Here is a 24,723-nt window from a genome sequence, read left to right as displayed (position 1 = left end):
TTTGTAGACCCGGCGTTAAATCCAGTCCCGAACCTTAATAAACTCACTCAAGGCAGCCTCGCGGCTGCCTTCTTGCGCTTCAAAGCCGTACTCCCAGCGCACCAGCGGCGGCATCGACATTAAAATCGACTCCGTACGCCCGCCGGTTTGCAGGCCGAACAGCGTCCCGCGATCCCACACCAGGTTGAACTCCACGTAACGCCCCCGACGATAGAGCTGAAAATCACGCTCGCGCACGCCGTAATCGAGGTGTTTACGCCGCTCGACAATCGGCAGATAGGCGTCGGTATAGCCCTCGCCAACCGCCTGTATAAATTTAAACGCGGTATCAAAATCGGGCGTGTTCAAATCGTCGAAGAACAGCCCGCCGATGCCGCGCTGCTCGTTACGGTGTTTGAGATGGAAATAGTCATCGCACCACTTTTTATAGCGGGGATAAACGTCGTCACCAAACGGCTGGCACAGGTCGTGTGCCGTCTGGTGCCAATGAACCGCATCTTCCTCAAAGCCATAAAACGGCGTCAGGTCAAAGCCGCCGCCAAACCACCACACCGGATCGGCCCCCGGTTTTTCAGCGATAAAAAAGCGCACGTTGGCATGGCTGGTGGGGACAAACGGGTTATGCGGGTGCACCACCAGCGAGACGCCCATCGCCTCAAAGCTGCGGCCCGCCAGTTCCGGGCGGTGCGCGGTGGCCGACGCGGGCATTGCCTCGCCATAAACGTGGGAGAAGTTAACGCCGGCCTGTTCAAAGATGCCGCCGTTACGCAGCACCCGGCTGCGCCCGCCGCCGCCGGCTTCGCGTTGCCACTCATCCTGCTGGAATTGTGCCCCATCAACGGCGGCCAGCTGCTGGCAAATGGAATCCTGCAGCTGCAGAAGAAAGGTTTTGACCGTTTGCGCGTTAGGTTTCATCAGCGTCTCTTCGCGTGGGCTTTTTGATTATCGAACCAGTTAAAGTAACTGATGATCCCTGAGGCAATCGCGTTGGCGATTTTCTGCCGGAACGCGGTCGTCCCGAGCAGACGCTCTTCGTTGGGATTGGTAATAAAGGAGGTTTCCACCAGCACGGATGGGATCGACGGTGATTTCAGCACCACGAATGCCGCCTGTTCGGTGCCTTTACTGTGCAGCTTATGCACCGGCTTAATCTTTTTCAGGATATGGGAGCCGAGCGTCAAGCTGTTCTTGATGGTGTCGGTTTGCACCAGGTCAAACAGCACCTGCTGGAGCAGATGGTCTTTGGCGGTGGTTTTTTTTCCGGCCACTTCATCGGCGCGGTTCTCACGTTCGGAGAGGTATTTTGCCATCGCGCTACTGGCGCCGCGATTGGAGAGGGCAAACACCGATGCCCCGGCGGCATCCGGGTTAGTGAAGCCGTCCGCGTGGATCGACATAAACAGATCGGCACCGTGCTGATGGGCAATCTCTACCCGATCGTACAGCGGGATAAAAGTATCGCCGGAGCGAGTCAGACGGGCGTCAATCCCGTTGCTGCGTAAAATTGACCGCACGTTTTTTGCAATCGCCAGCACGACGTGTTTTTCTTTAGAGCCGTTGCGACCAATGGCGCCGGTATCAATGCCGCCGTGGCCGGGATCCAGCACCACCACCCGCTTTGCGCCGCTCTTTTTGGCTTTGGGTTTGCTGTGGCCATTGCTGGTTTTTAGCGTTGATTCTTCTTTTGCCTGCGCGCTGGCCATGCCTGTTAATGTTAATGCCGCCAGCCCCGCTTTAAGAACCTGACGACGCGATGTGAGAGTTTTTAAGAGTTTGAATGTGCTCATGCGGCCTGAAGTGTAAAAAATAGGTGTCTGGTGTTATATCGTATCGTCTTTTAGGTTACGACATTCCATGTTGAGAATTGTTTTACTTTTCATTTCAATACGTGACAGCCTGTCATTATGCCAAATTTCCTGACCTTTTTCGCAGGATATTGGCGAAAGAGGGCGTTCGCGTCATAATCACTGTTTTTGAACCCAAAAAGGCGGTTAATACCATGGAGATACGCGTTTTTCACCAAGCAGACTTCGAAGAGGTCATCACCCTTTGGGAGCGCTGCGATCTCCTGCGGCCGTGGAACGATCCGGAAATGGACATCGAACGGAAGGTGAATCACGACGTCAGCCTGTTCCTGGTCGCGGAGGTGAACGGTGAAGTGGTGGGGACCGTAATGGGCGGGTATGACGGCCATCGCGGTTCGGCCTATTACCTGGGCGTTCATCCGGAATATCGCGGACGCGGCATTGCCAATGCGCTGCTGAATCGTCTGGAAAAGAAACTCATCGCCCGCGGTTGCCCAAAAATTCAGATCATGGTGCGCGAAGAGAATGAGCTGGTGATGGGCATGTACGAGCGCCTCAACTATGAACCCGCGGACGTTATTACGCTGGGCAAACGCCTGATTGAAGATGAAGAGTACTGAATTCCACCCTGGCGATTATGACAGCCATGGTCGGGTCCGCCTGCCGTTTCTGTTCTGGTGCGTATTACTGCTGCAGGCGCGCACCTGGGTGGTATTCGTGGTGGCGGGGGCCTCGCGCGATCAGGGCAATACCCTGTTGAATCTGTTTTATCCCGATCACGATAACTTCTGGATTGGGCTACTGCCGGGGCTCCCGGCGGTGCTGGCGTTCTTACTCAGCGGGCGGCGTCATCTTGTGCCGCGTCTGTGGCAGGCGCTGCGCTGGCTGTTGATCTTCGCTCAGCTTATTTTGCTTGGCTGGCAGCCGCTGCTGTGGCTGAACGGCGAGGCGCTGAGCGGCATTGGCATTACGCTGCTGGTGGCCGATATTGTGGCGCTGCTGTGGCTGTTGACCCATCCCCGTCTGCGCGCCTGTTTTACGCCAGAGAAAGATTAAACGGCACTTTTTAGCGATGCTGCACTCCAACAAGCGTCGAATTAACCAGAAAGGAACTCCCGATGAAATCGCTGCGTTTACTGTTATGCGCGTTTCCCCTTATCTTAACCGGCTGTTCAACGCTCTCCGCCGTGAACTGGTCTGCGGCCTATCCCTGGAACTGGTTTGGCTCGTCCACCGACGTGACAGAACAGGGCGTGGGCAATCTCACGGCCGCCACCCCGCTGGAGCAAGAGGCCATTTCGTCTGCGCTGAGCGGCGACTATCGCCTGCGCAGCGGTATGAAAACCCAGAACGGCAACATCGTGCACTATTTCGAAGCGCTGAAGGATGACCAGCTGGCGCTGGTGATCAACGGCGATAAAAACAGTATCGGACGCATCGAGGTGCTGGACAGCGAGATCGAAACCGAAAGCGGCGTCAAAATTGGCACCCCGTTCAGCGACCTGTATCAGAAAGCTTTTGGCAACTGCGTCAGCGCCCCGGCTGATGAGGGTGTCGCGGTAGAGTGCAAGGCCGAAGGCAGCCAGCACATTAGCTATCTGTTCAGCGGCAGCTGGAGCGGTCCACAGGGGTTGATGCCTTCTGACGACGCGCTGAAAAACTGGAAAGTCAGCAAAATTATCTGGCAGCAGTAAATTGCGCCTGAACAAGCTGCCCCGTTGAAAAAACGGGTATAATCGCCGCCAACAATGCCACGCTGTCGTGGCATCTTTTTTTTCAGGAGGAGCGATGTCTCAGGTTCAGAGTGGCATTTTGCCAGAACATTGCCGCGCGGCGATTTGGATCGAAGCCAGCGTAAAAGGGGATGTGGATGCCCTGCGTGCGGCCAGCAAAATTTTTATCGATAAACTGGCAACCTTTCAGGCCAAATTCCCGGATGCCCACTGCGGCGCGGTAGTGGCTTTTGGCAACACCGTCTGGCGTCAGCTGAGCAGCGGCGAAGAGGCGCAAGAGCTGAAAGACTTTATCCCCTACGGAAAAGGTCTGGCCCCGGCCACTCAGCACGACGTGTTGATCCATATTCTCTCGTTGCGCCACGATGTTAACTTCTCGATTGCCCAGGCTGCGCTGACTGCGTTCGGCGATACCATTGAGGTGCAGGAAGAGACCCACGGCTTCCGCTGGGTGGAAGACAGGGACCTGAGCGGCTTTGTCGACGGCACCGAAAACCCGGCAGGCGATGAGACGCGTCGCGCGGTGGCGGTGATTCAGGATGGCGTGGATGCCGGTGGCAGCTACGTGTTCGTGCAGCGCTGGGAGCACAACCTCAAGCAGTTGAACCGCATGAGCGTGCAGGATCAGGAGATGATGATTGGCCGTACTAAAGAGGCCAATGAAGAGATCGACGGCGACGAACGTCCGGTGACCTCGCACCTGAGCCGCGTGGATCTGAAAGAAGACGGCAAAGGGCTGAAGATTGTGCGCCAGAGTCTGCCGTACGGCACCGCCAGCGGCACTCACGGCCTCTATTTCTGCGCTTACTGTGCGCGTCTGTATAACATTGAACAGCAGCTGCTGAGCATGTTTGGCGATACCGACGGTAAGCGTGATGCCATGCTGCGCTTCACCAAACCGGTGACCGGTGGCTATTACTTTGCGCCGTCCGTTGAGCGTCTTCTGGCGCTGTAATCGCACCCTGTCTGTTCAGGCCGGGTAGTTGTTCTCGCTACCCGGTACTTTCTCTGTACCCTTATTCCCTTTTCTGCTTCCAAATCACCAAACGGTATATAAAACCGTTACTCCTTTAGTACTCGTTATAAATATGATGACCCTAAGAAAAACATCACATCTATAAGGGTGCGCAATGGCCGTTACTGTACTGAAAAAAGGAACTCTGGCGCTGGCAGGTTTGCTGCTGGTGGCACAGGCGCAGGCAACGGAGCTGCTCAACAGCTCATACGATGTCTCTCGTGAGCTGTTTACCGCCCTTAACCCGCCGTTTGAACAGCAGTGGGCGAAAGATAATAATGGCGACAAGCTGACCATCAAGCAATCGCACGCGGGCTCCTCAAAGCAGGCGCTGGCGATTTTGCAGGGGCTGAAAGCCGACGTTGTTACCTATAACCAGATAACCGACGTGCAGATCCTGCATGACAAAGGTAAGCTGCTCCCGGCCGACTGGCAGAGTCGTCTGCCGAATAACAGCTCGCCGTTCTATTCCACGATGGGCTTCCTGGTGCGTAAAGGGAATCCTAAGAATATTCACGACTGGAATGACCTCGTGCGTTCAGACGTGAAGCTGATTTTCCCGAACCCGAAAACCTCCGGTAATGCGCGTTATACCTATCTCGCCGCCTGGGGCGCAGCAGACAAAGCGGACGGTGGCGATAAAGCCAAAACCGAACAGTTCATGACCCAGTTCCTGAAAAACGTCGAAGTGTTTGATACCGGCGGTCGCGGTGCCACCACCACCTTCGCAGAACGTGGTCTGGGCGATGTGCTGATCAGCTTCGAATCGGAAGTGAACAACATCCGCAAACAGTATGAAGCGCAGGGCTTTGAGGTGGTGATCCCAAAAACCAATATCCTGGCTGAATTCCCGGTTGCGTGGGTCGATAAAAACGTGCAGGCCAACGGCACAGAGAAGGCGGCGAAAGCGTACCTGAACTATCTCTACAGCCCGCAGGCGCAAACCATCATCACCGATTACTACTACCGGGTGAACAATCCGGAGGTGATGAACAAACTGAAAGACAAATTCCCGCAGACTGATTTGTTCCGCGTGGAAGACCAGTTCGGCTCCTGGCCTGAAGTGATGAAAACCCATTTCATCAGCGGCGGTGAGTTCGACAAACTGTTGGCGACGGGGCGTAAGTAATGTTTGCAGTGTCCTCCAGACGTGTGCTGCCGGGCTTTACCTTAAGTCTCGGGACCAGCCTGCTGTTCGTCTGTCTGATTTTATTGTTACCGCTCAGTGCGCTGGTGGTTCAGCTCTCTGAGATGAGCTGGTCCCAGTACTGGGAAGTGATCAGTAATCCGCAGGTGGTGGCGGCGTATAAAGTGACGCTGCTGTCGGCGTTTGTTGCCTCGATCTTCAACGGCGTGTTTGGCCTGCTGATGGCGTGGATCTTAACCCGCTATCGTTTTCCGGGCCGCACGCTGCTGGATGCGCTGATCGATTTACCTTTCGCCCTGCCAACGGCGGTGGCGGGCTTAACGTTGGCTTCGCTGTTCTCGGTGAACGGTTTTTACGGTGAGTGGCTGGCGCAGTTCGACATCAAAGTGACCTACACCTGGCTGGGCATTGCGGTGGCGATGGCCTTTACCAGTATCCCGTTTGTGGTGCGTACCGTGCAGCCGGTGCTGGAAGAGTTAGGCCCGGAATACGAAGAAGCGGCAGAAACGCTGGGCGCGACCCGCTTGCAGAGCTTTCGCAAAGTGGTGCTGCCTGAGCTGTCTCCGGCGCTGCTGGCCGGGATTGCGCTGTCGTTTACCCGCAGCCTCGGTGAATTTGGCGCGGTGATTTTTATCGCCGGCAACATCGCGTGGAAAACCGAAGTCACCTCGCTGATGATTTTTGTCCGCCTGCAGGAGTTTGATTATCCGGCCGCCAGCGCGATTGCTTCGGTAATCCTGGCCGCCTCGCTGCTGCTGCTGTTCTCGATTAACACTCTGCAAAGTCGCTTTGGTCGACGCGTGGTAGGTCACTAATGGCGGAAGTTACTCAGTTGAAACGCTACGACGCCCCCCGCGTTAACTGGGGTAAATGGTTCCTGATTGGTACCGGCGTGCTGGTCTCGATCTTTATTCTGATCGTGCCGATGGTGTATATCTTCGTGCAGGCCTTCAGCAAAGGTATTATGCCTGCGCTGCAAAACCTGGCCGACCCGGATATGCTGCATGCCATCTGGCTGACGGTTATGATTGCGCTGATTACCGTGCCGGTAAACCTGGTGTTTGGCACGCTGCTGGCCTGGCTGGTGACGCGCTTTAACTTCCCGGGTCGCCAGCTGCTGTTGACCCTGCTGGACATTCCATTTGCGGTGTCGCCGGTGGTGGCCGGTCTGGTGTATCTGCTTTTCTACGGCTCCAACGGCCCGCTGGGCGACTGGCTGGATGAACATAACCTGCAGATCATGTTTGCCTGGCCAGGCATGGTGCTGGTGACCATTTTCGTCACCTGTCCGTTTGTGGTGCGTGAGCTGGTACCGGTGATGCTGAGTCAGGGCAGCCATGAAGACGAAGCCGCCGTATTGCTGGGCGCGTCGGGCTGGCAGATGTTCCGCCGCGTGACGCTGCCGAACATTCGCTGGGCGCTGCTGTATGGCGTGGTGCTGACTAACGCCCGCGCGATTGGCGAGTTTGGCGCGGTGTCGGTGGTATCCGGCTCGATCCGTGGCGAAACGCTGTCGCTGCCGTTGCAGATTGAATTACTGGAGCAGGACTACAATACCGTCGGCTCCTTTACCGCCGCAGCGCTGTTGACGCTGATGGCAATTTTGACCCTGTTTTTAAAGAGTGTGGTGCAGTGGCGTTTAGAGAATCAGGAAAAGCGTCAGCATCAGGAGGGAAATCATGAGCATTGAGATTGCCAATATTAAGAAGTCCTTTGGTCGCACCCAGGTGCTGAATGATATCTCGCTGGATATCCCCTCCGGACAAATGGTGGCACTGCTTGGGCCTTCTGGCTCCGGTAAAACCACGCTGCTGCGTATTATCGCCGGTCTGGAGCATCAGACCAGCGGGCACATTCGCTTCCACGGCACTGACGTCAGCCGCCTGCACGCGCGCGATCGCAAAGTGGGCTTTGTGTTCCAGCATTACGCTCTGTTCCGCCATATGACGGTGTTCGACAACATCGCCTTTGGCCTGACGGTGCTGCCGCGACGCGAGCGCCCGAATACTGCCGCGATCAAAGCGAAAGTGACCAAATTGCTGGAGATGGTGCAGCTGGCACACTTGGCCGACCGTTTCCCGGCGCAACTTTCCGGCGGGCAGAAACAGCGCGTGGCGCTGGCGCGCGCGCTGGCGGTAGAGCCGCAGATCCTGCTGCTGGATGAACCTTTTGGCGCGCTGGATGCACAGGTGCGTAAAGAGCTGCGTCGCTGGCTGCGTCAATTGCACGAAGAGCTGAAGTTCACCAGCGTGTTCGTTACCCACGATCAGGAAGAGGCGATGGAAGTGGCCGACAGGGTGGTGGTGATGAGCCAGGGGAACATTGAGCAGGTGGATGAGCCAGAACAACTCTGGCGTGAACCGGCCACTCGCTTTGTGCTCGAATTTATGGGGGAAGTGAACCGTCTGCATGGCAACATTCGCGGCGGTCAGTTCCACGTAGGCGCCCACCGCTGGCCGCTGGGCTACACTCCGGCGTATCAGGGGCCGGTCGATCTGTTCCTGCGTCCGTGGGAAGTGGACGTCAGCCGCCGCACCAGCCTCGACTCGCCGCTGCCGGTACAGGTGCTGGAAGCCAGCCCGAAAGGGCATTACACCCATCTGGTGGTCCAGCCGCTGGGCTGGTATAACGAACCGCTGACCGTGGTGATGCGCGACGACGAGCCACCGCACCGCGGCGAGCGCCTGTTTGTCGGCCTGCAGCACGCCCGCATTTATCATGACAAGGATCGTATCGAAACGCCTGGGGTTCTTGCTCTGGCGGAGTCAGCCTGATAGGTTAATTCCACGTAGTTTTGCCGGGTGGCGCTGCGCTTACCCGGCCTACAATATGATCCCTGTAGGCCCGGTGAGCGTAAGCGCCACCGGGCTTTTTATTGGACAGCGATCATGAACACATTAGAAAACACTATCGGCAATACCCCACTCATCAAATTACAACGCATGGGGCCGGACAACGGCAGCGAAATCTGGGTCAAACTGGAAGGCAATAATCCGGCGGGTTCGGTCAAAGACCGTGCCGCGCTGTCGATGATTGTGCAGGCAGAAAAACGCGGTGACATTAAGCCCGGCGACGTGCTGATCGAAGCAACCAGCGGTAACACCGGCATTGCGCTGGCGATGATTGCCGCGCTGAAAGGCTATCGTATGAAGCTGCTGATGCCGAGCAACATGAGCCAGGAGCGCCGCGCTGCAATGCTGGCCTACGGGGCCGAGCTGATTCTGGTGACGCCAGAGCAGGGCGGTATGGAAGGGGCGCGTGATATAGCGCTATCGATGTCTGAGCGCGGCGAGGGTAAGCTGCTGGATCAGTTCAACAACCCCGATAACCCGCTTGCCCATTACACCACCACCGGCCCGGAAATCTGGCAGCAGACCGCAGGCAGGATCACCCATTTTGTCTCCAGTATGGGCACCACCGGCACCATCACCGGGGTCTCCCGTTTTCTGCGCGAGCAGGATAAAGCGGTGAGCATCGTCGGCCTGCAGCCGGAAGAGGGCAGCAGCATTCCGGGCATTCGCCGCTGGCCAGCGGAATACATGCCCGGGATTTTCAATGCCTCGCTGGTCGATCAGGTGCTGGATATTCATCAGCGCGAGGCAGAAAATACCATGCGCGAACTGGCGGTGCGAGAAGGAATCTTCTGCGGCGTCAGCTCCGGCGGTGCGGTAGCCGGTGCGCTGCGGCTTGCCGCGACAGCGCCGGGTGCAGTGATAGTGGCGATTATTTGCGATCGCGGCGATCGCTATCTTTCTACCGGTGTGTTTGGTGAAGAGAGCTATGCGCAGGGCGCAGGAATTTAAACGACATGGACATGATCTTATTCCGGGACAAGACCCGGGCGCAGCAGACCGACATTGTGGCTGTGCAATCGCAGGTGGTGTACGGCAGCGTCGGTAACAGCATCGCGGTGCCCAATATTCGTCAGCATCAACTCACCGTGACGGCGGTACCGACGGTGCTGTTCAGTAATACTCCGCACTATGACACTTTCTATGGCGGCGTGATCCCCGACGAGTGGTTCAGTGGCTACCTGAGAGCGCTGGAAGAGCGCGATGTGCTGCGCGAGCTGAAAGTGGTCACTACCGGATATATGGGCAGCGCCAGTCAGATTGCGATCCTCGCCCAGTGGCTAACGGCCATCAAGCAACAGCATCCTGATCTGGTGGTGTTGATCGACCCGGTGATTGGCGATACCGACAGCGGCATCTACGTGAAGCCCGAAATCCCTGACGCCTATCGTCAGCACCTGCTGCCGCTGGCGCAGGGCATTACCCCAAATGTGTTTGAGCTGGAAGTGTTAAGCGGTCAGTCGTGCCGTGACATCACCCGTGCGGTGGCGGCGGCAAAAGGACTGCTTTCTGATACGCTGCAATGGGTGGCGATAACCAGCGCCCCGGTTGAAGGCGATGCGGACAGCATCCACGTGGTGCTGGTGTCCCATGACAACGTAACGGTAAGCGCGCATCCGCGTATCAAAACGGATCTGAAAGGCACGGGCGATCTGTTCTGTTCAGAGTTGGCGAGTGCGCTGGTGCAGGGCGAAAACGTGGTGGCGGCGATAGCGCGGGCGGGCGATCGGGTGACGCAGGTGATGAAGTACACCCAACAGAAGGGTTATGACGAGCTGGTGCTACCGGCCTGACCAACAAAAATGGCGCCCGAAGGCGCCATTTTTCTGTGCGGCAAGAATTACTTCTTGATGCGGATAACCGGGGTTTCACCCACAGTAACGCTGCCAGACAGTTTGATCAGTTCTTTGATTTCGTCCATGTTGGAGATAACAACCGGCGTCAGGGTAGACTTGGCTTTCTCTTCCAGCAGTGGCAGATCGAATTCAATGACCGGGTCGCCAACTTTAACACGCTGGCCTTCTTCAGCGATACGCTTGAAGCCTTCGCCTTTCAGCTCGACAGTGTCGATACCGAAGTGAACGAACAGCTCAATACCGCTATCGGATTCGATCGAGAATGCATGGTTGGTTTCAAAAATTTTACCAATTGTGCCGTCAACCGGTGCAACCATTTTGTTACCGGTTGGTTTGATAGCAATGCCATCACCAACGATTTTCTCAGCAAACACTACATCTGGCACGTCTTCAATGTTGACGATCTCGCCAGAAAGCGGAGCAATAATCTCAATAGTTCCGGAGTCTTTTTTATCATCAGAAACCAGAGATTTCAGTTTATCGAACAAACCCATGATCTTCTCCTAAGCAGTAATTTGGGCCGCATCTCGTGGATTAGCAGATTGTTTTTTCTTCAATGAACTTGTTAACCAGCGTCATTAACTCGTCCGTTGTCGGTTGAGCAAGAGCCTGCTCTGCTAACACCTTCGCATCTTCGAAGTTCGTGTTACGGATAATCTTCTTAATGCGCGGGATGGAAATGGCGCTCATAGAGAATTCGTCCAGACCCATACCCAGCAACAGAAGTGTAGCACGTTCATCGCCTGCAAGCTCACCACACATGCCTGTCCATTTGCCTTCAGCATGAGAAGCATCAATAACTTGCTTGATCAGCGTAAGCACCGATGGGGACATTGGTTGGTAGAGATGCGCAATCATATCATTACCACGGTCAACTGCCAGGGTGTACTGGGTTAAGTCGTTGGTACCAATACTAAAGAAATCGACTTCTTTGGCTAAATGACGGGCTATCGTTGCCGCGGCAGGGGTTTCTACCATTACGCCGACTTCGATGGTTTCATCAAACTCTTTACCTTCGTCACGCAGTTCCTGTTTGTAGATTTCAATCTCTTTCTTCAGTGCACGCACTTCTTCAACAGAGATGATCATCGGGAACATAATGCGCAATTTACCGAAAGCGGAAGCACGCAGAATAGCGCGGACCTGGTCACGCAGGATCTCTTTACGATCCATAGCGATACGCACTGCACGCCAGCCCAGGAACGGGTTCTCTTCTTTCGGGAAGTTCATGTACGGCAGCTCTTTATCGCCACCGATATCCATGGTACGCACGATTACCGCCTGGGAGCCGCAAGCCAGAGCAACGGCTTTATACGCCGCAAACTGCTCTTCTTCGGTTGGCAGGGCGTCACGGTCCATGAACAGGAATTCGGTACGGTACAGGCCGACACCTTCTGCGCCGTTGCGCTCAGCACCGTCGACATCACGAACGGTACCGATGTTGGCACAGACTTCAACCTGATGGCCGTCCAGCGTAATCGCTGGCAGATCTTTCAGTTTAGCCAGTTCGGCTTTCTCCGAAGCAACCTGCTCCTGAACAGCACGCAGCTTGTCGATTTCTTCGTTGGTTGGGTTGACGTAAACCAGATTGTTTACGGCATCCAGAATCAGATAGTCGTTGTTTTTCACCTGGGCGGTGACGCTACCGGTTCCCACGATGGCTGGCAGTTCCAGAGAACGCGCCATGATAGAGGTGTGGGACGTACGGCCGCCTGCATCAGTGATAAAACCCAGCACCTTGTTCAGGTTCAGCTGTGCGGTTTCTGATGGGGTCAGGTCAGCAGCAACCAGGATAACTTCGTCCTGAATGGAGCTCAGGTCGATGATAGCCAGGCCGAGGATGTTGCGCAGCAGGCGCTTACCGATGTCACGCACGTCAGCCGCACGCTCTTTCAGGTATTCATCGTCCAGCTCTTCCAGAGCCGTTGCCTGACCTTCGATAATCTCATGTGCAGCCGCGTCGGCTGTCATGTTCTTATCTTTAATGAGGGCTATGATTTCCTGCTCCAGCTCCTCATCTTCGAGCAACATGATGTGGCCTTCGAAGATGGCTTCTTTTTCTTCACCGAAAGTTTCGCCGGCTTTAGTCTTGATTGTTTCCAGCTGCGCAGATGCTTTTGCACGACCACTGAGAAAACGCTCAATTTCCTGACTAACCTTGTCGGCAGAAATCTTTTTCCGGTCGATGACGATCTCGTCTTCCTTCAGCAGTAATGCTTTGCCGAAAGCGATACCCGGGGATGCTAAAATGCCTGAAATCATAACCCTACCTTACTTGTGACTGATATTAAAAAGAACCCGGATACTTACTCGAGCTCAGCCATCAGTTTAACCAGATGCTCAACTGCTTTCTGCTCGTCTTCGCCTTCTGCGGAGATAGTAACAACGGTACCCTGAGTCAGGCCCAGAGTCTGCAGTTTGAACAGGCTTTTGGCGCTTGCGCTTTTGCCGTTGGAAGTCACAGTGATCTCAGAAGTGAAGCCTTTCGCTTCTTTAACAAACTGAGCAGCAGGGCGGGTGTGCAGACCGTTCGGAGCGGTAATGGTAACTTCTTGCTGGAACATTGTATTTCCCCAACTTATTGGTTTAGTGTTGTGGAACTAAAGTCTAGCCTGGCGGTTGGACTTTAGCCTGTATTGTTAGCACCGGCTTAACGGTACGTAGCGCAGCTTGTGTCAAACGCATTCCGATGCTGGCATGTCAGGCTGCTGACGTTTCGTTCGACATTAAACATTATGCCGCGAAAGCAAGACTTGAACCAAATCATAAAATCGATTCAGCCACGTGATTTCGTGATCCGATTAATTTCGCGCATCAAAATAATTGTCAGCTTAAATACCAGAGCCAACCGGGTGAAGCAATGCCAGACGAGGTAAAACTTTGAAGCAGGCCACAAAAAAGCACCCTGAAGGGTGCTTTTTTACGCGCTATTTACATTTTGGCACTACTGTTGCAATTCTTTCTCTGTGAAGAGATCGGCAAACAACGCGGTGCTTAAATAACGCTCACCCGAGGACGGAAGGATAACCACAATATTCTTGTTGGTAAAGGTTTCATCTTCAAGTAGCTGAAGTGCCGCAGCAACCGCCGCACCCGAAGAGATGCCTGCCAGAATACCTTCTTCTTCCATCAGACGGCGTGCAGTAGAGATTGCCTCGTCGTTAGTGATAGCGACCACTTTATCAATCAGTTTCAGATCCAGGTTACCTGGAATAAAGCCTGCGCCGATACCCTGAATCTTATGCGGGCCCGGTTTCAGCTCTTCACCTGCCAGCGCCTGAGCGATAACCGGGGAATCGGTTGGCTCAACGGCAACGGTAATCAGATCCTTTTTGCCTTTTGTGCCTTTAATGTAGCGGCTGACGCCGGTCAGCGTACCGCCGGTGCCCACGCCTGAAATAAACACATCAACCTGACCGTCGGTATCTTCCCAGATTTCCGGGCCGGTGGTTTTTTCGTGGATTTCCGGGTTAGCCGGGTTGCTGAACTGCTGCAGCAGCAGATATTTAGCCGGATCGCCGGCAACAATTTCTTCTGCCTTCTGGATTGCGCCTTTCATGCCTTTGGCACCTTCGGTCAGCACCAGGTTTGCGCCCAGCGCTTTAAGCAGCTTGCGGCGCTCAATGCTCATGGTTTCTGGCATGGTCAGCGTCAGCTTGTAGCCGCGCGCTGCCGCCACGTAGGCCAATGCAATGCCGGTGTTACCGCTGGTTGGCTCAACCAGTTCAACGCCTGGTTTCAGTACGCCGCGTTTCTCCGCATCCCAAATCATATTGGCACCGATACGGCATTTTACACTGAAGCTTGGGTTACGAGATTCTACCTTCGCCAGAATGCGTCCATTACCGATACGGTTCAGTCGAACCAGGGGCGTGTGACCGATAGTCAGCGAGTTGTCTTCAAAAATCTTACTCATGGCCTGTCCTTAACTGTTTGAAATTGGGATACCGCATCAGCATACCTTCCAAAGGGAGATGGGGAAGAAAGGAATTCGCATATCTATATACTGCAAAGAAATAATGGGGATCCGTATGGAATAAAGGGTGGCATAAGCCTACCCGTCATCCTTCACGCCGCAGGCGCGTTGGCTGAGTTCTTTCACCCCGGTCACTGACTTATGTAAGCTCGCGGGGATTCGCTCACTTGCCGCCTTCCTGCGACGCGAATGATTTAGAGTAATTTATCGCCATAACGCATGTTTATCACGATAACAGTCGACCCACATTGCCGTCGCACCGCAAACTGCAACCGGCATGATGAACAGATTCAGGACCGGGATCAGCGTAAACAGGCTGGTCAGGGCACCAAACTGCATATTGGTCATTTTGCGGCTGCGCAGGGCCATGCGCATCTCTTTAAACGGCACCTTGTGATTATCAAACGGGTAATCGCAATACTGGATCGCCAGCATCCACGCACTGAACAGGAACCATACCACTGGGGCAACGGTCTGCCCGATGCCCGGAATGAAATAGAGGATAAACAGTACCAGCGCGCGCGGCAGATACCAGGCGAGCTTTTGCCATTCCCGCTTCATGATCCGCGGAACATCCTTCATGATCCCCAGCACGCCCGTGTCGGGTGGGGTGGCACCGGTGAGTCGCGCCTCAAGCTGTTCGGCCAGCAGGCCGTTAAAAGGGGCGGCAATCACGTTGGCAATTGTCGAGAAGAGATAGCCAAACACCAGCAGAACCGAGAGCACCAGCAGCGGCCACAGTAAGTAGCTCAACCACTGCAGCCAGTCTGGAACGTGGCTCATGATGGCCGGGATCCAGCTGTCCAGTTGAGTGAAGAGCCACAAGAACGCGCCGCCCATCAGCAGAACGTTGATCAGCAAGGGCAAAATGACAAAGCGTCGGATGCCTGGCAGTGAAACCAGTTTCCAGCCCTGTGAAAAGTACCAGACGCCGCTGCGTGGGGGGGAAGAAGTTGATGAAACCATAACCAGGTGGAGCTCCTTTTATCACAACCAGTGAAATTGCCCGCCTATATTAGCCAGTTGTAGCGCCTTGACCAGTTAAGAAATGTTCGAAAAAACAGCAAAAAGCACGATTTCGTCCATCTTTATGCTGCGAATGCTCTGCACGCACTTGCACTTGAGGTAATCGGCAAATACTCTTAGTGAGTAAATGTTTGCCGTGGTGGCAAGGTGTTAGAACAACAGAGAATATAATGATGCAGGATTTGCGTCTGATATTAATCATTGTTGGCGCGATCGCCATAATCGCTTTACTGGTACATGGTTTCTGGACCAGCCGTAAAGAGCGCTCTTCTATGTTTCGCGATCGGCCATTGAAGCGCATGAAGTCGGCCCGTGAAGACGATAGCGATAACAATATCGATGAAGCGGAAGATGACGGTGTGGGTGAAGTTCGCGTTCATCGCAACAATACGGCACCCGGTGCAGGCCAGGGGGAGCAAGAAGCGCCTCGCCAGTCTCCACAGCATCAGTATCAGCCGCCGTATGCCTCCGCGCAGCCACGTCCTGCGCCGACGCAGCCTGTGGAAGAGCCAGTACGCCAGCCGCAGCCGCAAGAGCCTGTGCGCCAGCAGCCTGCGCCGCAACCTCAGCATGCCGCTCAGCCTGAACCTCAGCCTCAGCCGGTTGTACAGCAGGCTCCGCAGCCTGTGACACCGCAACCCGCACCTGCCCCTGTCGTTGAGCCAGAGCCGGTTGTCGAGGCCGCCCCCGTGGTTGAAAAACCGCAGCGCAAAGAGACCGTCATTGTTATGAGCGTTGCCGCCCATCAGGGCACGGCCATTAATGGCGAAGTGCTGATCAACAGTATCGAGCAGGCGGGCTTTAAGTTTGGTGATATGAATATCTTCCATCGCCACCTCAGCCCGGACGGCAGCGGCCCTTCACTGTTTAGCCTGGCCAATATGGTGAACCCGGGAACGTTCGATCCAGAGATGACCGGTGATTTTACCACCCCGGGCATTACCATCTTTATGCAGGTGCCGTCGTACGGTGATGAACTGCAAAACTTTAAGCTGATGCTGCAGTCTGCCCAGTATATCGCCGATGAAGTCGGTGGCATGGTGCTCGACGATCAGCGTCGTATGATGACGCCGCAGAAATTGCGCGAATATCAGGACCGCATCCGCGAAGTTAAAGAAGCCAACGCATAATACTCTGCGTGTGTTTCACTCCTACACAACCCCCGCCTGTCGGGGGTTTTTCTCATTGATGGTGCGACATGGACTCTATCGAACAACAACTCACTGAACTGCGAACCACGCTTCGCCATCATGAATACCTCTATCATGTGATGGACGCGCCAGACGTCCCTGACGCGGAGTATGACCGTCTGATGCGTGAGCTACGCGAGCTGGAAGCGCAGCATCCGGATTTAATCACGCCTGACTCGCCCACTCAGCGCGTGGGCGCGGCGCCGCTGTCTTCGTTCAGCCAGATCCGCCACGAAGTGCCGATGCTGTCACTGGATAACGTCTTCGATGAAGAGAGCTTCCTCGCGTTTAACAAGCGCGTGCAGGACCGGCTGAAAAGCGCCGAGCCGCTGAGCTGGTGCTGCGAGCTGAAGCTGGACGGTCTGGCGGTCAGTATTCTGTACGAAAACGGGGTGATGATCCGCGCCGCGACCCGTGGCGACGGTACCACCGGCGAAGACATTACCGCCAATGTGCGCACCATCCGCGCCATCCCCCTTAAATTGCGCGGCGAGAATATTCCCGCACGGCTGGAAGTTCGGGGCGAAGTGTTCCTGCCGCTGGCTGGCTTTGAAAAAATCAACGAAGAGGCGCGCCGTACCGGGGGCAAGATCTTTGCTAATCCGCGTAATGCCGCTGCCGGATCGCTGCGCCAGCTCGACCCGCGCATTACCGCGAAGCGACCACTTACTTTCTTCTGCTACGGCGTGGGGATTCTGGAGGGTGGTGAATTACCGGATACCCATCTGGGCCGCCTGCTGCAGTTTAAAGCCTGGGGATTGCCGGTGAGCAATCGCGTTCAGCTATGCGACTCCCCGGAGGCGGTGCTGGCCTTTTATCGCCAGGTCGAAGTCGATCGTCCGACCCTCGGGTTTGATATCGACGGGGTGGTGATCAAAGTTAACGCCCTTGCCCTGCAGGAACAGCTAGGCTTTGTTGCCCGCGCGCCCCGCTGGGCGGTGGCCTTTAAGTTCCCGGCCCAGGAGCAGATGACGTTTGTCCGCGACGTTGAGTTTCAGGTAGGGCGCACCGGGGCGATAACGCCGGTGGCACGCCTCGAGCCGGTTCAGGTCGCCGGGGTATTGGTCAGCAACGCCACCCTGCATAACGCCGATGAAATCGACCGCTTAGGGCTGCGCATTGGCGATAAAGTGGTGATTCGCCGCGCGGGGGATGTGATCCCGCAGGTGGTCAACGTGGTGGAGTCCGAACGCCCCGAAGATACGCGCGCCATTGAATTCCCGGCCCACTGTCCGGTCTGCGGCTCGGACGTGGAGCGTGTGGAAGGTGAAGTCGTGACGCGCTGCACCGGCGGCCTGGTCTGCGGGGCTCAGCGCAAAGAGGCATTGAAGCATTTTGTCTCCCGCCGGGCGCTGGACGTGGACGGCATGGGCGACAAAATCATCGACCAACTGGTTGAGAAAGAGTATGTCCATACGCCCGCCGATCTGTTCCGCCTGACGCCAGGCAAGCTGACGGGTCTGGATCGGATGGGGCCAAAATCGGCGCAAAACGTGTTTAATGCGCTGGATAAGGCCAAAGACACCACCTTTGCCCGCTTCCTGTACGCTCTGGGCATCCGCGAAGTGGGCGAGGCGACAGCCGCCAACCTGGCAGCGTTTTTTGGCACGCTCGATTCGCTCCAGAAAGCATCCATTGAAGAACTGCAGAAAGTCCCGGACGTGGGCATTGTGGTCGCCACTCACGTGTTTAACTTCTTCGCGGAAGAGAGCAATCGCGACGTGATCGGCCAACTGCTCAACGAAGGCGTACGCTGGCCTGCGCCGGTGGTGATCAATGCCGAAGAAATCGACAGCCCGTTTGCCGGTAAAACGGTGGTGCTGACCGGCAGCTTGAGCCAGCTTTCCCGCGATGATGCAAAAGCGCGTCTGGTGGCGCAGGGGGCGAAAGTGGCGGGCAGCGTGTCGAAGAAAACCGACCTGGTGATCGCCGGTGAGGCAGCGGGCTCCAAGCTCGCCAAAGCGCAGGAGCTGGGCATTGACGTGATTGATGAAGCAGAGATGCTGCGTCTGTTAGGGGAGTAACGTGGATAAAACGCAGCTTATCGAGATCGCCAATACCGAGATGCCTTTCGGTAAGTACAAAGGCCGCAGGCTGATCGATGTGCCGGAAGAGTATTTGCTGTGGTTTGCCCGTAAGGATGGATTTCCTGCCGGGCATCTTGGTGAGCTGATGGCGCTGACGTTACTGATCAAAACTGAGGGGCTGACCCAGCTGGTTCAGCCCCTGAAACGTCCTTAAGCTTTGGCGGCGCGGGCTTTCTCCTGCGCCTGCAGCTCCTGGGTCTGGCGCTGGTAGCGACGCGCCAGCACCGAGCAGATCATCAGCTGCAGCTGGTGGAAAATCATCAGTGGCAGCACCATCATCCCAATCACCGAGGTCGGAAACAGAATATTGGCCATCGGGATCCCGTTCGCCAGGCTCTTTTTCGACCCACAGAAGACAATGGTAATTTCATCGGCTTTGCTAAAGCCGAAGCTGCGGGCGGCAAACACGTTAATCGCAATGATAATCGCCAGCAGTACCAGACTGACCACCACGATAAACAGCAGTGACCCAACCCCCACTTTATTCCAGATGCCGTTAACCACCGCTTCGCTGAAGGCCGAGTAGACCACCAACAGAATCGATGTCTGGTCGGTTTTGCCAATCCATTTCTTATGCTTCGCGACAAACGCCCCGGTCCACGGACGGGAGAGATGGCCCAGCACGAACGGCAGCAGCAGCTGGAGCATGATCTTCCCGACCTGATCCAGGTTGCCTTCCGCCCCGTGCATATTCATTACCAGCCCCACCAGTAGCGGCGAGAGAAAAATGCCTAACAGGCTGGAGGCCGATGCGGAACACACCGCCGCCGCCACGTTACCGCCCGCCATCGAGGTAAAGGCGATTGCCGACTGTACGGTGGCCGGCAAAATGCACAGATAGAGGAAGCCGGTATACAGCGCCGGATCGACATTGACTGGTGCCCACCAGGCAAACAGCACGCCCAACACCGGGAAGATGACAAAGGTGCTGCACATCACCCACAGATGCAGGCGCCAGTGGCTGCCGCCTGCGACAATCGCCTCGCGCGAAAGCTTGGCCCCGTGCATAAAGAACAACAGTGCAATCGCGGCGGTGGTCAGCCCTTCAAAGAAAGGCACAAAGCCACCGCGGGCCGGGAACAGTGAAGCCAGTAAAACAACGCTGATTAGCGTAAGCGTGAACGGATCGAGGATGCGGAAAAGTTTCATAAACACTCCTGAAAACAGATGGCGCTATTGTGCTTCCTTCCCTTTGAGAAATAAAATTGATTTATTGCATCAATATATGAGGAAAACAGATGAATTACTCTCTGCGTCAGCTTCGTGTTTTTGTCACCGTCGCGCAGGCCAAAAGTTTTAGCCGGGCAGGGGAGATCATTGGTTTGAGCCAGTCGGCGGTGAGCCACAGCGTGAAGGAGCTGGAGCTGCAGACCGGCGTGCGTTTGCTCGACAGAACCACGCGCGAGGTCGTGCTGACCGAGGCGGGCCAACAGCTGGCGGCGCGTCTGGAGCGCATTCTGGACGAGCTGTCGACCACCCTGCGGGATGTTGGCAGGGTCGGGCAGCAGCTTTCTGGAACGGTGCGCGTGGCGGCCAGCCAGACCATTTCGGCGCATCTTATTCCGCACTGTATCGCCCAAAGCAATCACCAGTACCCGGAAATTAAATTTGTCCTGCATGACCGACCGCAGCAGTGGGTGCTGGAGAGCATTCGCCAGGGAGAGGTGGATTTTGGCATTGTGATCGACCCCGGTGCGGCAACCGATTTGGAGTGTGAAACGGTTTTATCGGAACCCTTCCTGCTGCTGTGCCGGGACGATCACCCTTTTGCCGGACGGGATTCGGTGCGCTGGCATGACCTACAGCATCAGCGACTGGTATTACAGGATTACGCCTCCGGTAGCCGACCGCTGATCGACGCCGCGCTGGCGGGATTTTCGGTCGAGGCCAACATTGTGCAGGAGATTGGTCACCCGGCAACGCTGTTTCCGATGGTCGAGTCGGGGATTGGGATCAGCGTATTACCCGCGCTGGCCCTGCCGTTGCCGCAGGGCCATCATCTGCGGGTCTTGAGGCTCACCCCAGTGGTTGAGCGGCAGCTGATGCTGGTACGACGTAAAAATCGCTCGCTATCAACCGCAGCTCAGGCGCTGTGGGACGTGGTTCGCCAGCAGGCCGGCGAGCTGACCGCTGGCCGGGTGCGGGATCCGCTGTACCAGAAGTAGCGGATCAATCGATTCGAAACGCCTATCGATCGGCCCGACAAAGTGTATTGGTAATGGGTTAGCCACTGTCGCTATAAGAAGAAGGTACTCCACATTATTCCAATTATTCAGCTTTAAGGATTTAGCATGAGCCACTCACTTTTTTCACAGAATCCCTGGTATAGCGCCGACATCATCCGGGGTTACAAACCGGACTTTACGCCGCGCGTGGCCTTTATTCTTGGCTCCGGGTTAGGCGCTCTGGCAGAACAAATTGAAGACGCGGTGGCGATCTCCTACGAGAAGCTGCCGGGTTTCCCGGTCAGTACCGTCCACGGACACGCGGGTGAGCTGGTGCTCGGCCATCTTGCCGGCGTCCCGGTAGCGTGCATGAAGGGACGCGGGCATTTCTATGAAGGCCGCGGCATGAGCGTCATGACCGATGCGATTCGCACCCTGAAGCTGCTGGGCTGTGAGTTGCTGTTTAGCACCAATGCGGCGGGCTCTCTGCGCCCTGAAGTGGGGCCTGGCAGCCTGGTTGCGTTAAACGATCACATCAATACCATGCCGGGTACACCGATGGTTGGGCTGAACGATGAACGCTTTGGCGATCGCTTCTTCTCGCTGGCGAATGCTTATGACGCCGAGTACCGCGCGGTGCTGCAGACGGTGGCGGGAGAAGTCGGTTTTCCGCTGACAGAAGGGGTCTTTGTCTCTTACCCGGGGCCTAACTTTGAGACGGTGGCCGAGATCCGCATGATGCAGATTATCGGCGGTGACGTGGTCGGAATGTCGGTCGTGCCGGAGGTGATTGCCGCCCGTCACTGCGGGCTCAAGGTGGTGGCCGTCTCGGCAATCACGAATCTGGCGGAGGGGCTGGGCGACATCAAACTGTCCCATGAACAAACGCTGGCCGCGGCAGAACTGTCCCGGCAAAACTTTATTGACCTGATCTGCGGGTTCTTACGCAAGTTAGCCTGACACTCATAATAGTAATGACCCCGCACGCGGGGTCATTTTTTGCGGCAAGGAACAGAATATGGGTATTGCATCCCGATTAAAGGTCATGTCGTTTTTACAGTATTTCATCTGGGGTAGCTGGCTGGTCACCCTGGGTTCTTACATGATTAACACCCTCGATTTTACCGGTGCCAACGTCGGCATGGTGTACAGCTCCAAAGGTCTGGCGGCGATCATCATGCCCGGCATTATGGGGATTATTGCCGATAAATGGCTACGTGCAGAACGTGCCTACATGCTGTGTCATCTGGTGTGCGCGGGTGCGTTGCTGTATGCCACCACCGTCACCGATCCGGATACCCTGTTCTGGGTGATGCTGATTAATGCCATGGCCTATATGCCGACCATCGCCTTGTCCAACAGCATTTCCTACTCCTGCCTCGCTCAGTCGGGCCAGGATCCGGTTAGCGCTTTCCCCCCCATCCGCGTGTTTGGCACGATAGGCTTTATTGTCGCCATGTGGACGGTGAGCCTGATGGGGCTGGAACTCAGCAGCGCGCAGCTCTATATCGCCTCCGGCGCGTCGTTGTTGTTGGCGATGTATGCCATGACGCTACCCAAAATCCCGGTAGCGAAAAAGAAAGCCTCCACCACGCTCGCCAGCAAGCTGGGTCTGGATGCGTTCGTGCTGTTTAAAAATTCGCGGATGGCGATCTTCTTTCTGTTTGCGATGATGCTGGGGGCGGTCCTGCAAATTACCAACGTCTTCGGTAATCCGTTCCTGCATGATTTTGCCCGTAACCCGGTGTTTGCCGACAGCTTTGTGGTCAACTATCCCTCCATTTTGCTGTCAGTTTCGCAAATGGCGGAAGTGGGCTTTATCCTCACCATCCCGTACTTCCTTAAGCGTTATGGCATCAAAACGGTAATGCTGATGAGCATGCTGGCGTGGACGCTGCGCTTCGGCTTCTTCGCGTTCGGCGATCCTTCTCCGTTTGGTTTTGTGCTGCTGCTGATGTCGATGATTGTGTATGGCTGCGCATTCGACTTCTTCAATATCTCAGGATCGGTGTTCGTTGAGCAGGAGGTGGATCCCAGCATCCGTGCCAGTGCGCAAGGGCTGTTTATGACCATGGTAAATGGCGTGGGCGCATGGGTCGGATCGATTCTGAGCGGAATGGCGGTGGATTACTTCTCGGTGGATGGGGTGAAAGACTGGCAAACCATCTGGCTGCTGTTTGCTGCCTACTCGCTGGCGCTGGCGGTTATCTTTGCTCTGTTCTTCAAATATCAGCATCAGCCAGAAAAACTGGCGGCCAAATCACTGGCACATTAGTGCCTTTGATTGGTGAGGAACGCTTAAGTTATTGTTACGCTGGGCCCTGTGGTAAATTCCCTGCATCACTCTCTTATTAATGGAGCGCAGTTGGGATGGAACGAGCCCACCGTATCGATCTGAAATTATTGCGTTACTTTCTCGCTGTTGCCGAAGAACTGCATTTCGGACGGGCTGCGGCCCGTTTGAACATGTCTCAGCCCCCGTTAAGCATTCATGTCAAAGAGCTGGAACAACAGCTCGGCACCCTGTTGTTTGTGCGCCACTCGCGCAGCGTTGCGTTAACCCACGCGGGTAAGATCCTGATGGAGGAGTCGCGACGTTTGCTGGCCAGCGCCAGCCAGGCGATGGCGCGCGTCGAGCAGATCGGGCGCGGTGAGGCAGGGCGTATCGAGCTTGGCGTGGTGGGAACCGCCATGTGGGGGAAAATGCGTCCTGTGATGCGCCGTTTCCTGAAAGAGAATCCCAATGTTGAGGTGATGTTCCGCGAGAATATGCCCACCACGCAGATGGCGCTGCTGGAGCGACGCGAGTTAGATGCGGGGATCTGGCGAATGGCGACGGAACCAATGCCGGGGTTTACCCGCTTACGCTTACATGAATCGTCATTTCTGGTGGCGATGCCGCAGGATCACCCCCTGATTGCCTGCGATGCCGTGCCGCTTGAGGCATTGCGCAATGAATATTTCGTCACCATGCCGTCGATGCATACCGACTGGGCCTTTTTACAGCGCGTCTGTCAGAGTGCCGGTTTTTCACCGATGATTGTCCGGGAAGTCATGGAACCGCAAACGGTGCTGGCGATGGTCAGCATGGGGATTGGTATAACGTTGATCGCAGACAGCTACGCACAGATGAACTGGCCCGGCGTGGTGTTCCGTCCCCTCGAAGCGCGTATTCCGGCAGACCTGTATATCGTCTTTGAACAGCAGCAGGTAACGCCTGCAATGGTAAAGCTGGTCGAGGCGTTGACGCATTTAAACCGGGCGTGATGGGGGAATGCAGGCGCAGGGATAAGCTCTGGCCTGCATCGGTGACGCATCAGACGTAGATATCAATCTTGTGCTCGTCGGAAGGGGAGTTCACACCTTCCGCTTTACCCTGCTGCTGTTCCTGCTTTTGCTGGGCTTCTTCTGCCTGACGACGCTGCAATTGCGCCAGCTGGGCCTGCAGCATTTTGATCTGAGTCTGCAGCAGTTCTTGCTGCTTTTTCTTGTCTTCGGCGGTGCCGCTGCCGTTGGCAACATCTTTCAGTTGCTCAGTCAGCTTGGTGATTTGCGAAGTCAGACGGGCGATCTGTGAGGAAACGTCGCTGCCAGTACTGCGACTGCTGCCGCTGCTCTGGGTTTGTACCGATGCTGCGGATGTTTGTATTGTTGTCATGCTGAAAACCTCTTGCCAAAAAAGAGATATCGGCAAGAAATAGAAGAGCTTGAGGAAGCCTACCAGTATTGAGAGGGGGATCGTGGATATCGCAGATAGCAAAAAAGCGCCTTTAGGGCGCTTTTTTACATTGGTGGGTCGTGCAGGATGACTCGCTTCGCTCGCCCTTCGGGCCGTCGCCGCAAGCGGCTCCGGTGCCTCTCTGCGTTCGGC

26 protein-coding genes are annotated in these 24,723 nt (G+C 55.7%); 17 read left to right on the top strand and 9 right to left on the bottom strand.

Annotated elements, in window-relative coordinates; all coding sequences use genetic code 11:
• Positions 1-15 precede the first annotated feature (15 nt).
• Positions 16-915, bottom strand: coding sequence for an oxygen-dependent coproporphyrinogen oxidase (gene hemF / locus M8013_RS17120; protein WP_271268984.1), 900 nt, complete (start codon positions 913-915; stop codon positions 16-18).
• Entirely contained in the window at positions 915-1,787 is an 873-nt protein-coding gene (amiA, locus tag M8013_RS17115) for an N-acetylmuramoyl-L-alanine amidase AmiA (protein WP_271268983.1), read from the bottom strand. The genes hemF and amiA overlap by 1 nt, the downstream gene beginning before the upstream one ends.
• A gap of 212 nt (positions 1,788-1,999) precedes the next feature.
• Between amiA and M8013_RS17110 the strand changes: the two genes are divergently transcribed.
• From M8013_RS17110 to pdxK, 10 genes are all read left to right on the top strand, one after another.
• Positions 2,000-2,425, top strand: coding sequence for a GNAT family acetyltransferase (locus M8013_RS17110; protein WP_271268982.1), 426 nt, complete (start codon positions 2,000-2,002; stop codon positions 2,423-2,425).
• Entirely contained in the window at positions 2,412-2,861 is a 450-nt protein-coding gene (locus tag M8013_RS17105) for a DUF2919 domain-containing protein (protein ID WP_271268981.1), read from the top strand. The genes M8013_RS17110 and M8013_RS17105 overlap by 14 nt, the downstream gene beginning before the upstream one ends.
• Positions 2,862-2,923: 62 nt before the next feature.
• Positions 2,924-3,499: an RpoE-regulated lipoprotein gene (locus tag M8013_RS17100; protein WP_271268980.1), complete on the top strand. Its 576-nt coding sequence runs from the start codon at positions 2,924-2,926 to the stop codon at positions 3,497-3,499.
• Between the two features lie 94 nt (positions 3,500-3,593).
• Positions 3,594-4,493 (top strand): Dyp-type peroxidase, encoded by a 900-nt coding sequence (locus tag M8013_RS17095; protein ID WP_271268979.1) that lies wholly within the window; start codon positions 3,594-3,596, stop codon positions 4,491-4,493.
• Between the two features lie 175 nt (positions 4,494-4,668).
• On the top strand, positions 4,669-5,682 hold the full coding sequence (locus M8013_RS17090; protein ID WP_271268978.1) for a sulfate ABC transporter substrate-binding protein: 1,014 nt from the start codon (positions 4,669-4,671) through the stop codon (positions 5,680-5,682).
• Entirely contained in the window at positions 5,682-6,515 is an 834-nt protein-coding gene (gene cysT / locus M8013_RS17085) for a sulfate/thiosulfate ABC transporter permease CysT (RefSeq protein ID WP_271268977.1), read from the top strand. Before M8013_RS17090 ends, cysT begins: the two co-directional genes overlap by 1 nt.
• The gene (cysW, locus tag M8013_RS17080; protein ID WP_271268976.1) at positions 6,515-7,390 is read left to right on the top strand and encodes a sulfate/thiosulfate ABC transporter permease CysW; all 876 of its coding nucleotides are present in this window, start codon (positions 6,515-6,517) and stop codon (positions 7,388-7,390) included. The genes cysT and cysW overlap by 1 nt, the downstream gene beginning before the upstream one ends.
• Complete coding sequence (cysA, locus tag M8013_RS17075) at positions 7,380-8,474, top strand: sulfate/thiosulfate ABC transporter ATP-binding protein CysA (protein ID WP_271268975.1); 1,095 nt, start codon at positions 7,380-7,382, stop codon at positions 8,472-8,474. Before cysW ends, cysA begins: the two co-directional genes overlap by 11 nt.
• A 114-nt stretch (positions 8,475-8,588) precedes the next feature.
• Complete coding sequence (gene cysM / locus M8013_RS17070; RefSeq protein ID WP_271268974.1) at positions 8,589-9,503, top strand: cysteine synthase CysM; 915 nt, start codon at positions 8,589-8,591, stop codon at positions 9,501-9,503.
• A 5-nt stretch (positions 9,504-9,508) separates the two neighbouring features.
• Positions 9,509-10,345 carry a pyridoxine/pyridoxal/pyridoxamine kinase gene (gene pdxK / locus M8013_RS17065; protein ID WP_271268973.1) on the top strand — a complete coding sequence of 279 codons (837 nt, stop codon included), beginning with the start codon at positions 9,509-9,511 and terminating at the stop codon, positions 10,343-10,345.
• A gap of 47 nt (positions 10,346-10,392) precedes the next feature.
• Here pdxK and crr read toward each other — a convergent pair whose 3' ends face one another.
• From crr to cysZ, 5 genes are all read right to left on the bottom strand, one after another.
• Positions 10,393-10,902 (bottom strand): PTS glucose transporter subunit IIA, encoded by a 510-nt coding sequence (crr, locus tag M8013_RS17060; protein ID WP_196348315.1) that lies wholly within the window; start codon positions 10,900-10,902, stop codon positions 10,393-10,395.
• Between the two features lie 40 nt (positions 10,903-10,942).
• Positions 10,943-12,670: a phosphoenolpyruvate-protein phosphotransferase PtsI gene (ptsI, locus tag M8013_RS17055; RefSeq protein WP_271268972.1), complete on the bottom strand. Its 1,728-nt coding sequence runs from the start codon at positions 12,668-12,670 to the stop codon at positions 10,943-10,945.
• Between the two features lie 44 nt (positions 12,671-12,714).
• Complete coding sequence (gene ptsH / locus M8013_RS17050; RefSeq protein WP_000487600.1) at positions 12,715-12,972, bottom strand: phosphocarrier protein Hpr; 258 nt, start codon at positions 12,970-12,972, stop codon at positions 12,715-12,717.
• A 380-nt stretch (positions 12,973-13,352) separates the two neighbouring features.
• Positions 13,353-14,324, bottom strand: coding sequence for a cysteine synthase A (gene cysK / locus M8013_RS17045; RefSeq protein ID WP_271268971.1), 972 nt, complete (start codon positions 14,322-14,324; stop codon positions 13,353-13,355).
• A 264-nt stretch (positions 14,325-14,588) separates the two neighbouring features.
• Positions 14,589-15,350: a sulfate transporter CysZ gene (gene cysZ / locus M8013_RS17040; RefSeq protein ID WP_271268970.1), complete on the bottom strand. Its 762-nt coding sequence runs from the start codon at positions 15,348-15,350 to the stop codon at positions 14,589-14,591.
• A 230-nt stretch (positions 15,351-15,580) separates the two neighbouring features.
• On the opposite strand from cysZ, the gene zipA reads away from it, so the two are divergent.
• The 3 genes from zipA to M8013_RS17025 all read left to right on the top strand — a co-directional run bounded on the left by zipA (position 15,581) and on the right by M8013_RS17025 (position 18,841).
• Positions 15,581-16,540, top strand: coding sequence for a cell division protein ZipA (gene zipA, locus M8013_RS17035; protein ID WP_271268969.1), 960 nt, complete (start codon positions 15,581-15,583; stop codon positions 16,538-16,540).
• 68 nt (positions 16,541-16,608) lie between these two features.
• Positions 16,609-18,624 carry an NAD-dependent DNA ligase LigA gene (gene ligA / locus M8013_RS17030; RefSeq protein ID WP_271268968.1) on the top strand — a complete coding sequence of 672 codons (2,016 nt, stop codon included), beginning with the start codon at positions 16,609-16,611 and terminating at the stop codon, positions 18,622-18,624.
• A 1-nt stretch (position 18,625) separates the two neighbouring features.
• Positions 18,626-18,841 carry a DUF3820 family protein gene (locus M8013_RS17025; protein ID WP_271268967.1) on the top strand — a complete coding sequence of 72 codons (216 nt, stop codon included), beginning with the start codon at positions 18,626-18,628 and terminating at the stop codon, positions 18,839-18,841.
• Here the strand turns inward: M8013_RS17025 and M8013_RS17020 are convergent.
• Positions 18,838-19,836, bottom strand: a complete 999-nt coding sequence (locus M8013_RS17020) for a bile acid:sodium symporter family protein (protein WP_271268966.1) — start codon at positions 19,834-19,836, stop codon at positions 18,838-18,840. The genes M8013_RS17025 and M8013_RS17020 overlap by 4 nt on opposite strands.
• A gap of 89 nt (positions 19,837-19,925) precedes the next feature.
• Here M8013_RS17020 and M8013_RS17015 point away from each other — a divergent pair, with 89 nt between their 5' ends.
• The 4 genes from M8013_RS17015 (at position 19,926) to M8013_RS17000 (ending at position 24,119) form a co-directional block, all read left to right on the top strand.
• Positions 19,926-20,852 carry a LysR family transcriptional regulator gene (locus M8013_RS17015; RefSeq protein ID WP_271268965.1) on the top strand — a complete coding sequence of 309 codons (927 nt, stop codon included), beginning with the start codon at positions 19,926-19,928 and terminating at the stop codon, positions 20,850-20,852.
• Between the two features lie 126 nt (positions 20,853-20,978).
• Entirely contained in the window at positions 20,979-21,812 is an 834-nt protein-coding gene (gene xapA, locus M8013_RS17010; protein WP_271268964.1) for a xanthosine phosphorylase, read from the top strand.
• 58 nt (positions 21,813-21,870) lie between these two features.
• Positions 21,871-23,127 carry a nucleoside permease gene (locus M8013_RS17005; protein ID WP_271268963.1) on the top strand — a complete coding sequence of 419 codons (1,257 nt, stop codon included), beginning with the start codon at positions 21,871-21,873 and terminating at the stop codon, positions 23,125-23,127.
• A gap of 95 nt (positions 23,128-23,222) precedes the next feature.
• Positions 23,223-24,119, top strand: a complete 897-nt coding sequence (locus tag M8013_RS17000; RefSeq protein WP_271268962.1) for a LysR family transcriptional regulator — start codon at positions 23,223-23,225, stop codon at positions 24,117-24,119.
• Positions 24,120-24,168: 49 nt separating this feature from the next.
• Here M8013_RS17000 and M8013_RS16995 read toward each other — a convergent pair whose 3' ends face one another.
• Complete coding sequence (locus tag M8013_RS16995; protein ID WP_271268961.1) at positions 24,169-24,510, bottom strand: FlxA-like family protein; 342 nt, start codon at positions 24,508-24,510, stop codon at positions 24,169-24,171.
• Positions 24,511-24,723 lie beyond the last annotated feature (213 nt).

The sequence above is a fragment of the Silvania confinis genome (genome assembly GCF_025564085.1).
GTDB classification, from domain to species: domain Bacteria; phylum Pseudomonadota; class Gammaproteobacteria; order Enterobacterales; family Enterobacteriaceae; genus Enterobacter; species Enterobacter confinis.
The sequence above is the reverse complement of the archived record's forward strand: the minus strand, read 5'-3'. Positions and strand labels throughout refer to the sequence as shown.

Excerpts from the sequence above, each read along its gene's own strand:
- hemF (WP_271268984.1), bottom strand. The coding sequence starts at position 915 with ATGAAACCTAACGCGCAAACGGTCAAAACCTTTCTTCTGCAGCTGCAG.
- amiA (WP_271268983.1), bottom strand. The coding sequence starts at position 1,787 with ATGAGCACATTCAAACTCTTAAAAACTCTCACATCGCGTCGTCAGGTT.
- M8013_RS17110 (WP_271268982.1), top strand. The coding sequence starts at position 2,000 with ATGGAGATACGCGTTTTTCACCAAGCAGACTTCGAAGAGGTCATCACC.
- M8013_RS17105 (WP_271268981.1), top strand. The coding sequence starts at position 2,412 with ATGAAGAGTACTGAATTCCACCCTGGCGATTATGACAGCCATGGTCGG.
- M8013_RS17100 (WP_271268980.1), top strand. The coding sequence starts at position 2,924 with ATGAAATCGCTGCGTTTACTGTTATGCGCGTTTCCCCTTATCTTAACC.
- M8013_RS17095 (WP_271268979.1), top strand. The coding sequence starts at position 3,594 with ATGTCTCAGGTTCAGAGTGGCATTTTGCCAGAACATTGCCGCGCGGCG.
- M8013_RS17090 (WP_271268978.1), top strand. The coding sequence starts at position 4,669 with ATGGCCGTTACTGTACTGAAAAAAGGAACTCTGGCGCTGGCAGGTTTG.
- cysT (WP_271268977.1), top strand. The coding sequence starts at position 5,682 with ATGTTTGCAGTGTCCTCCAGACGTGTGCTGCCGGGCTTTACCTTAAGT.
- cysW (WP_271268976.1), top strand. The coding sequence starts at position 6,515 with ATGGCGGAAGTTACTCAGTTGAAACGCTACGACGCCCCCCGCGTTAAC.
- cysA (WP_271268975.1), top strand. The coding sequence starts at position 7,380 with ATGAGCATTGAGATTGCCAATATTAAGAAGTCCTTTGGTCGCACCCAG.
- cysM (WP_271268974.1), top strand. The coding sequence starts at position 8,589 with ATGAACACATTAGAAAACACTATCGGCAATACCCCACTCATCAAATTA.
- pdxK (WP_271268973.1), top strand. The coding sequence starts at position 9,509 with ATGGACATGATCTTATTCCGGGACAAGACCCGGGCGCAGCAGACCGAC.
- crr (WP_196348315.1), bottom strand. The coding sequence starts at position 10,902 with ATGGGTTTGTTCGATAAACTGAAATCTCTGGTTTCTGATGATAAAAAA.
- ptsI (WP_271268972.1), bottom strand. The coding sequence starts at position 12,670 with ATGATTTCAGGCATTTTAGCATCCCCGGGTATCGCTTTCGGCAAAGCA.
- ptsH (WP_000487600.1), bottom strand. The coding sequence starts at position 12,972 with ATGTTCCAGCAAGAAGTTACCATTACCGCTCCGAACGGTCTGCACACC.
- cysK (WP_271268971.1), bottom strand. The coding sequence starts at position 14,324 with ATGAGTAAGATTTTTGAAGACAACTCGCTGACTATCGGTCACACGCCC.
- cysZ (WP_271268970.1), bottom strand. The coding sequence starts at position 15,350 with ATGGTTTCATCAACTTCTTCCCCCCCACGCAGCGGCGTCTGGTACTTT.
- zipA (WP_271268969.1), top strand. The coding sequence starts at position 15,581 with ATGATGCAGGATTTGCGTCTGATATTAATCATTGTTGGCGCGATCGCC.
- ligA (WP_271268968.1), top strand. The coding sequence starts at position 16,609 with ATGGACTCTATCGAACAACAACTCACTGAACTGCGAACCACGCTTCGC.
- M8013_RS17020 (WP_271268966.1), bottom strand. The coding sequence starts at position 19,836 with ATGAAACTTTTCCGCATCCTCGATCCGTTCACGCTTACGCTAATCAGC.
- M8013_RS17015 (WP_271268965.1), top strand. The coding sequence starts at position 19,926 with ATGAATTACTCTCTGCGTCAGCTTCGTGTTTTTGTCACCGTCGCGCAG.
- xapA (WP_271268964.1), top strand. The coding sequence starts at position 20,979 with ATGAGCCACTCACTTTTTTCACAGAATCCCTGGTATAGCGCCGACATC.
- M8013_RS17005 (WP_271268963.1), top strand. The coding sequence starts at position 21,871 with ATGGGTATTGCATCCCGATTAAAGGTCATGTCGTTTTTACAGTATTTC.
- M8013_RS17000 (WP_271268962.1), top strand. The coding sequence starts at position 23,223 with ATGGAACGAGCCCACCGTATCGATCTGAAATTATTGCGTTACTTTCTC.
- M8013_RS16995 (WP_271268961.1), bottom strand. The coding sequence starts at position 24,510 with ATGACAACAATACAAACATCCGCAGCATCGGTACAAACCCAGAGCAGC.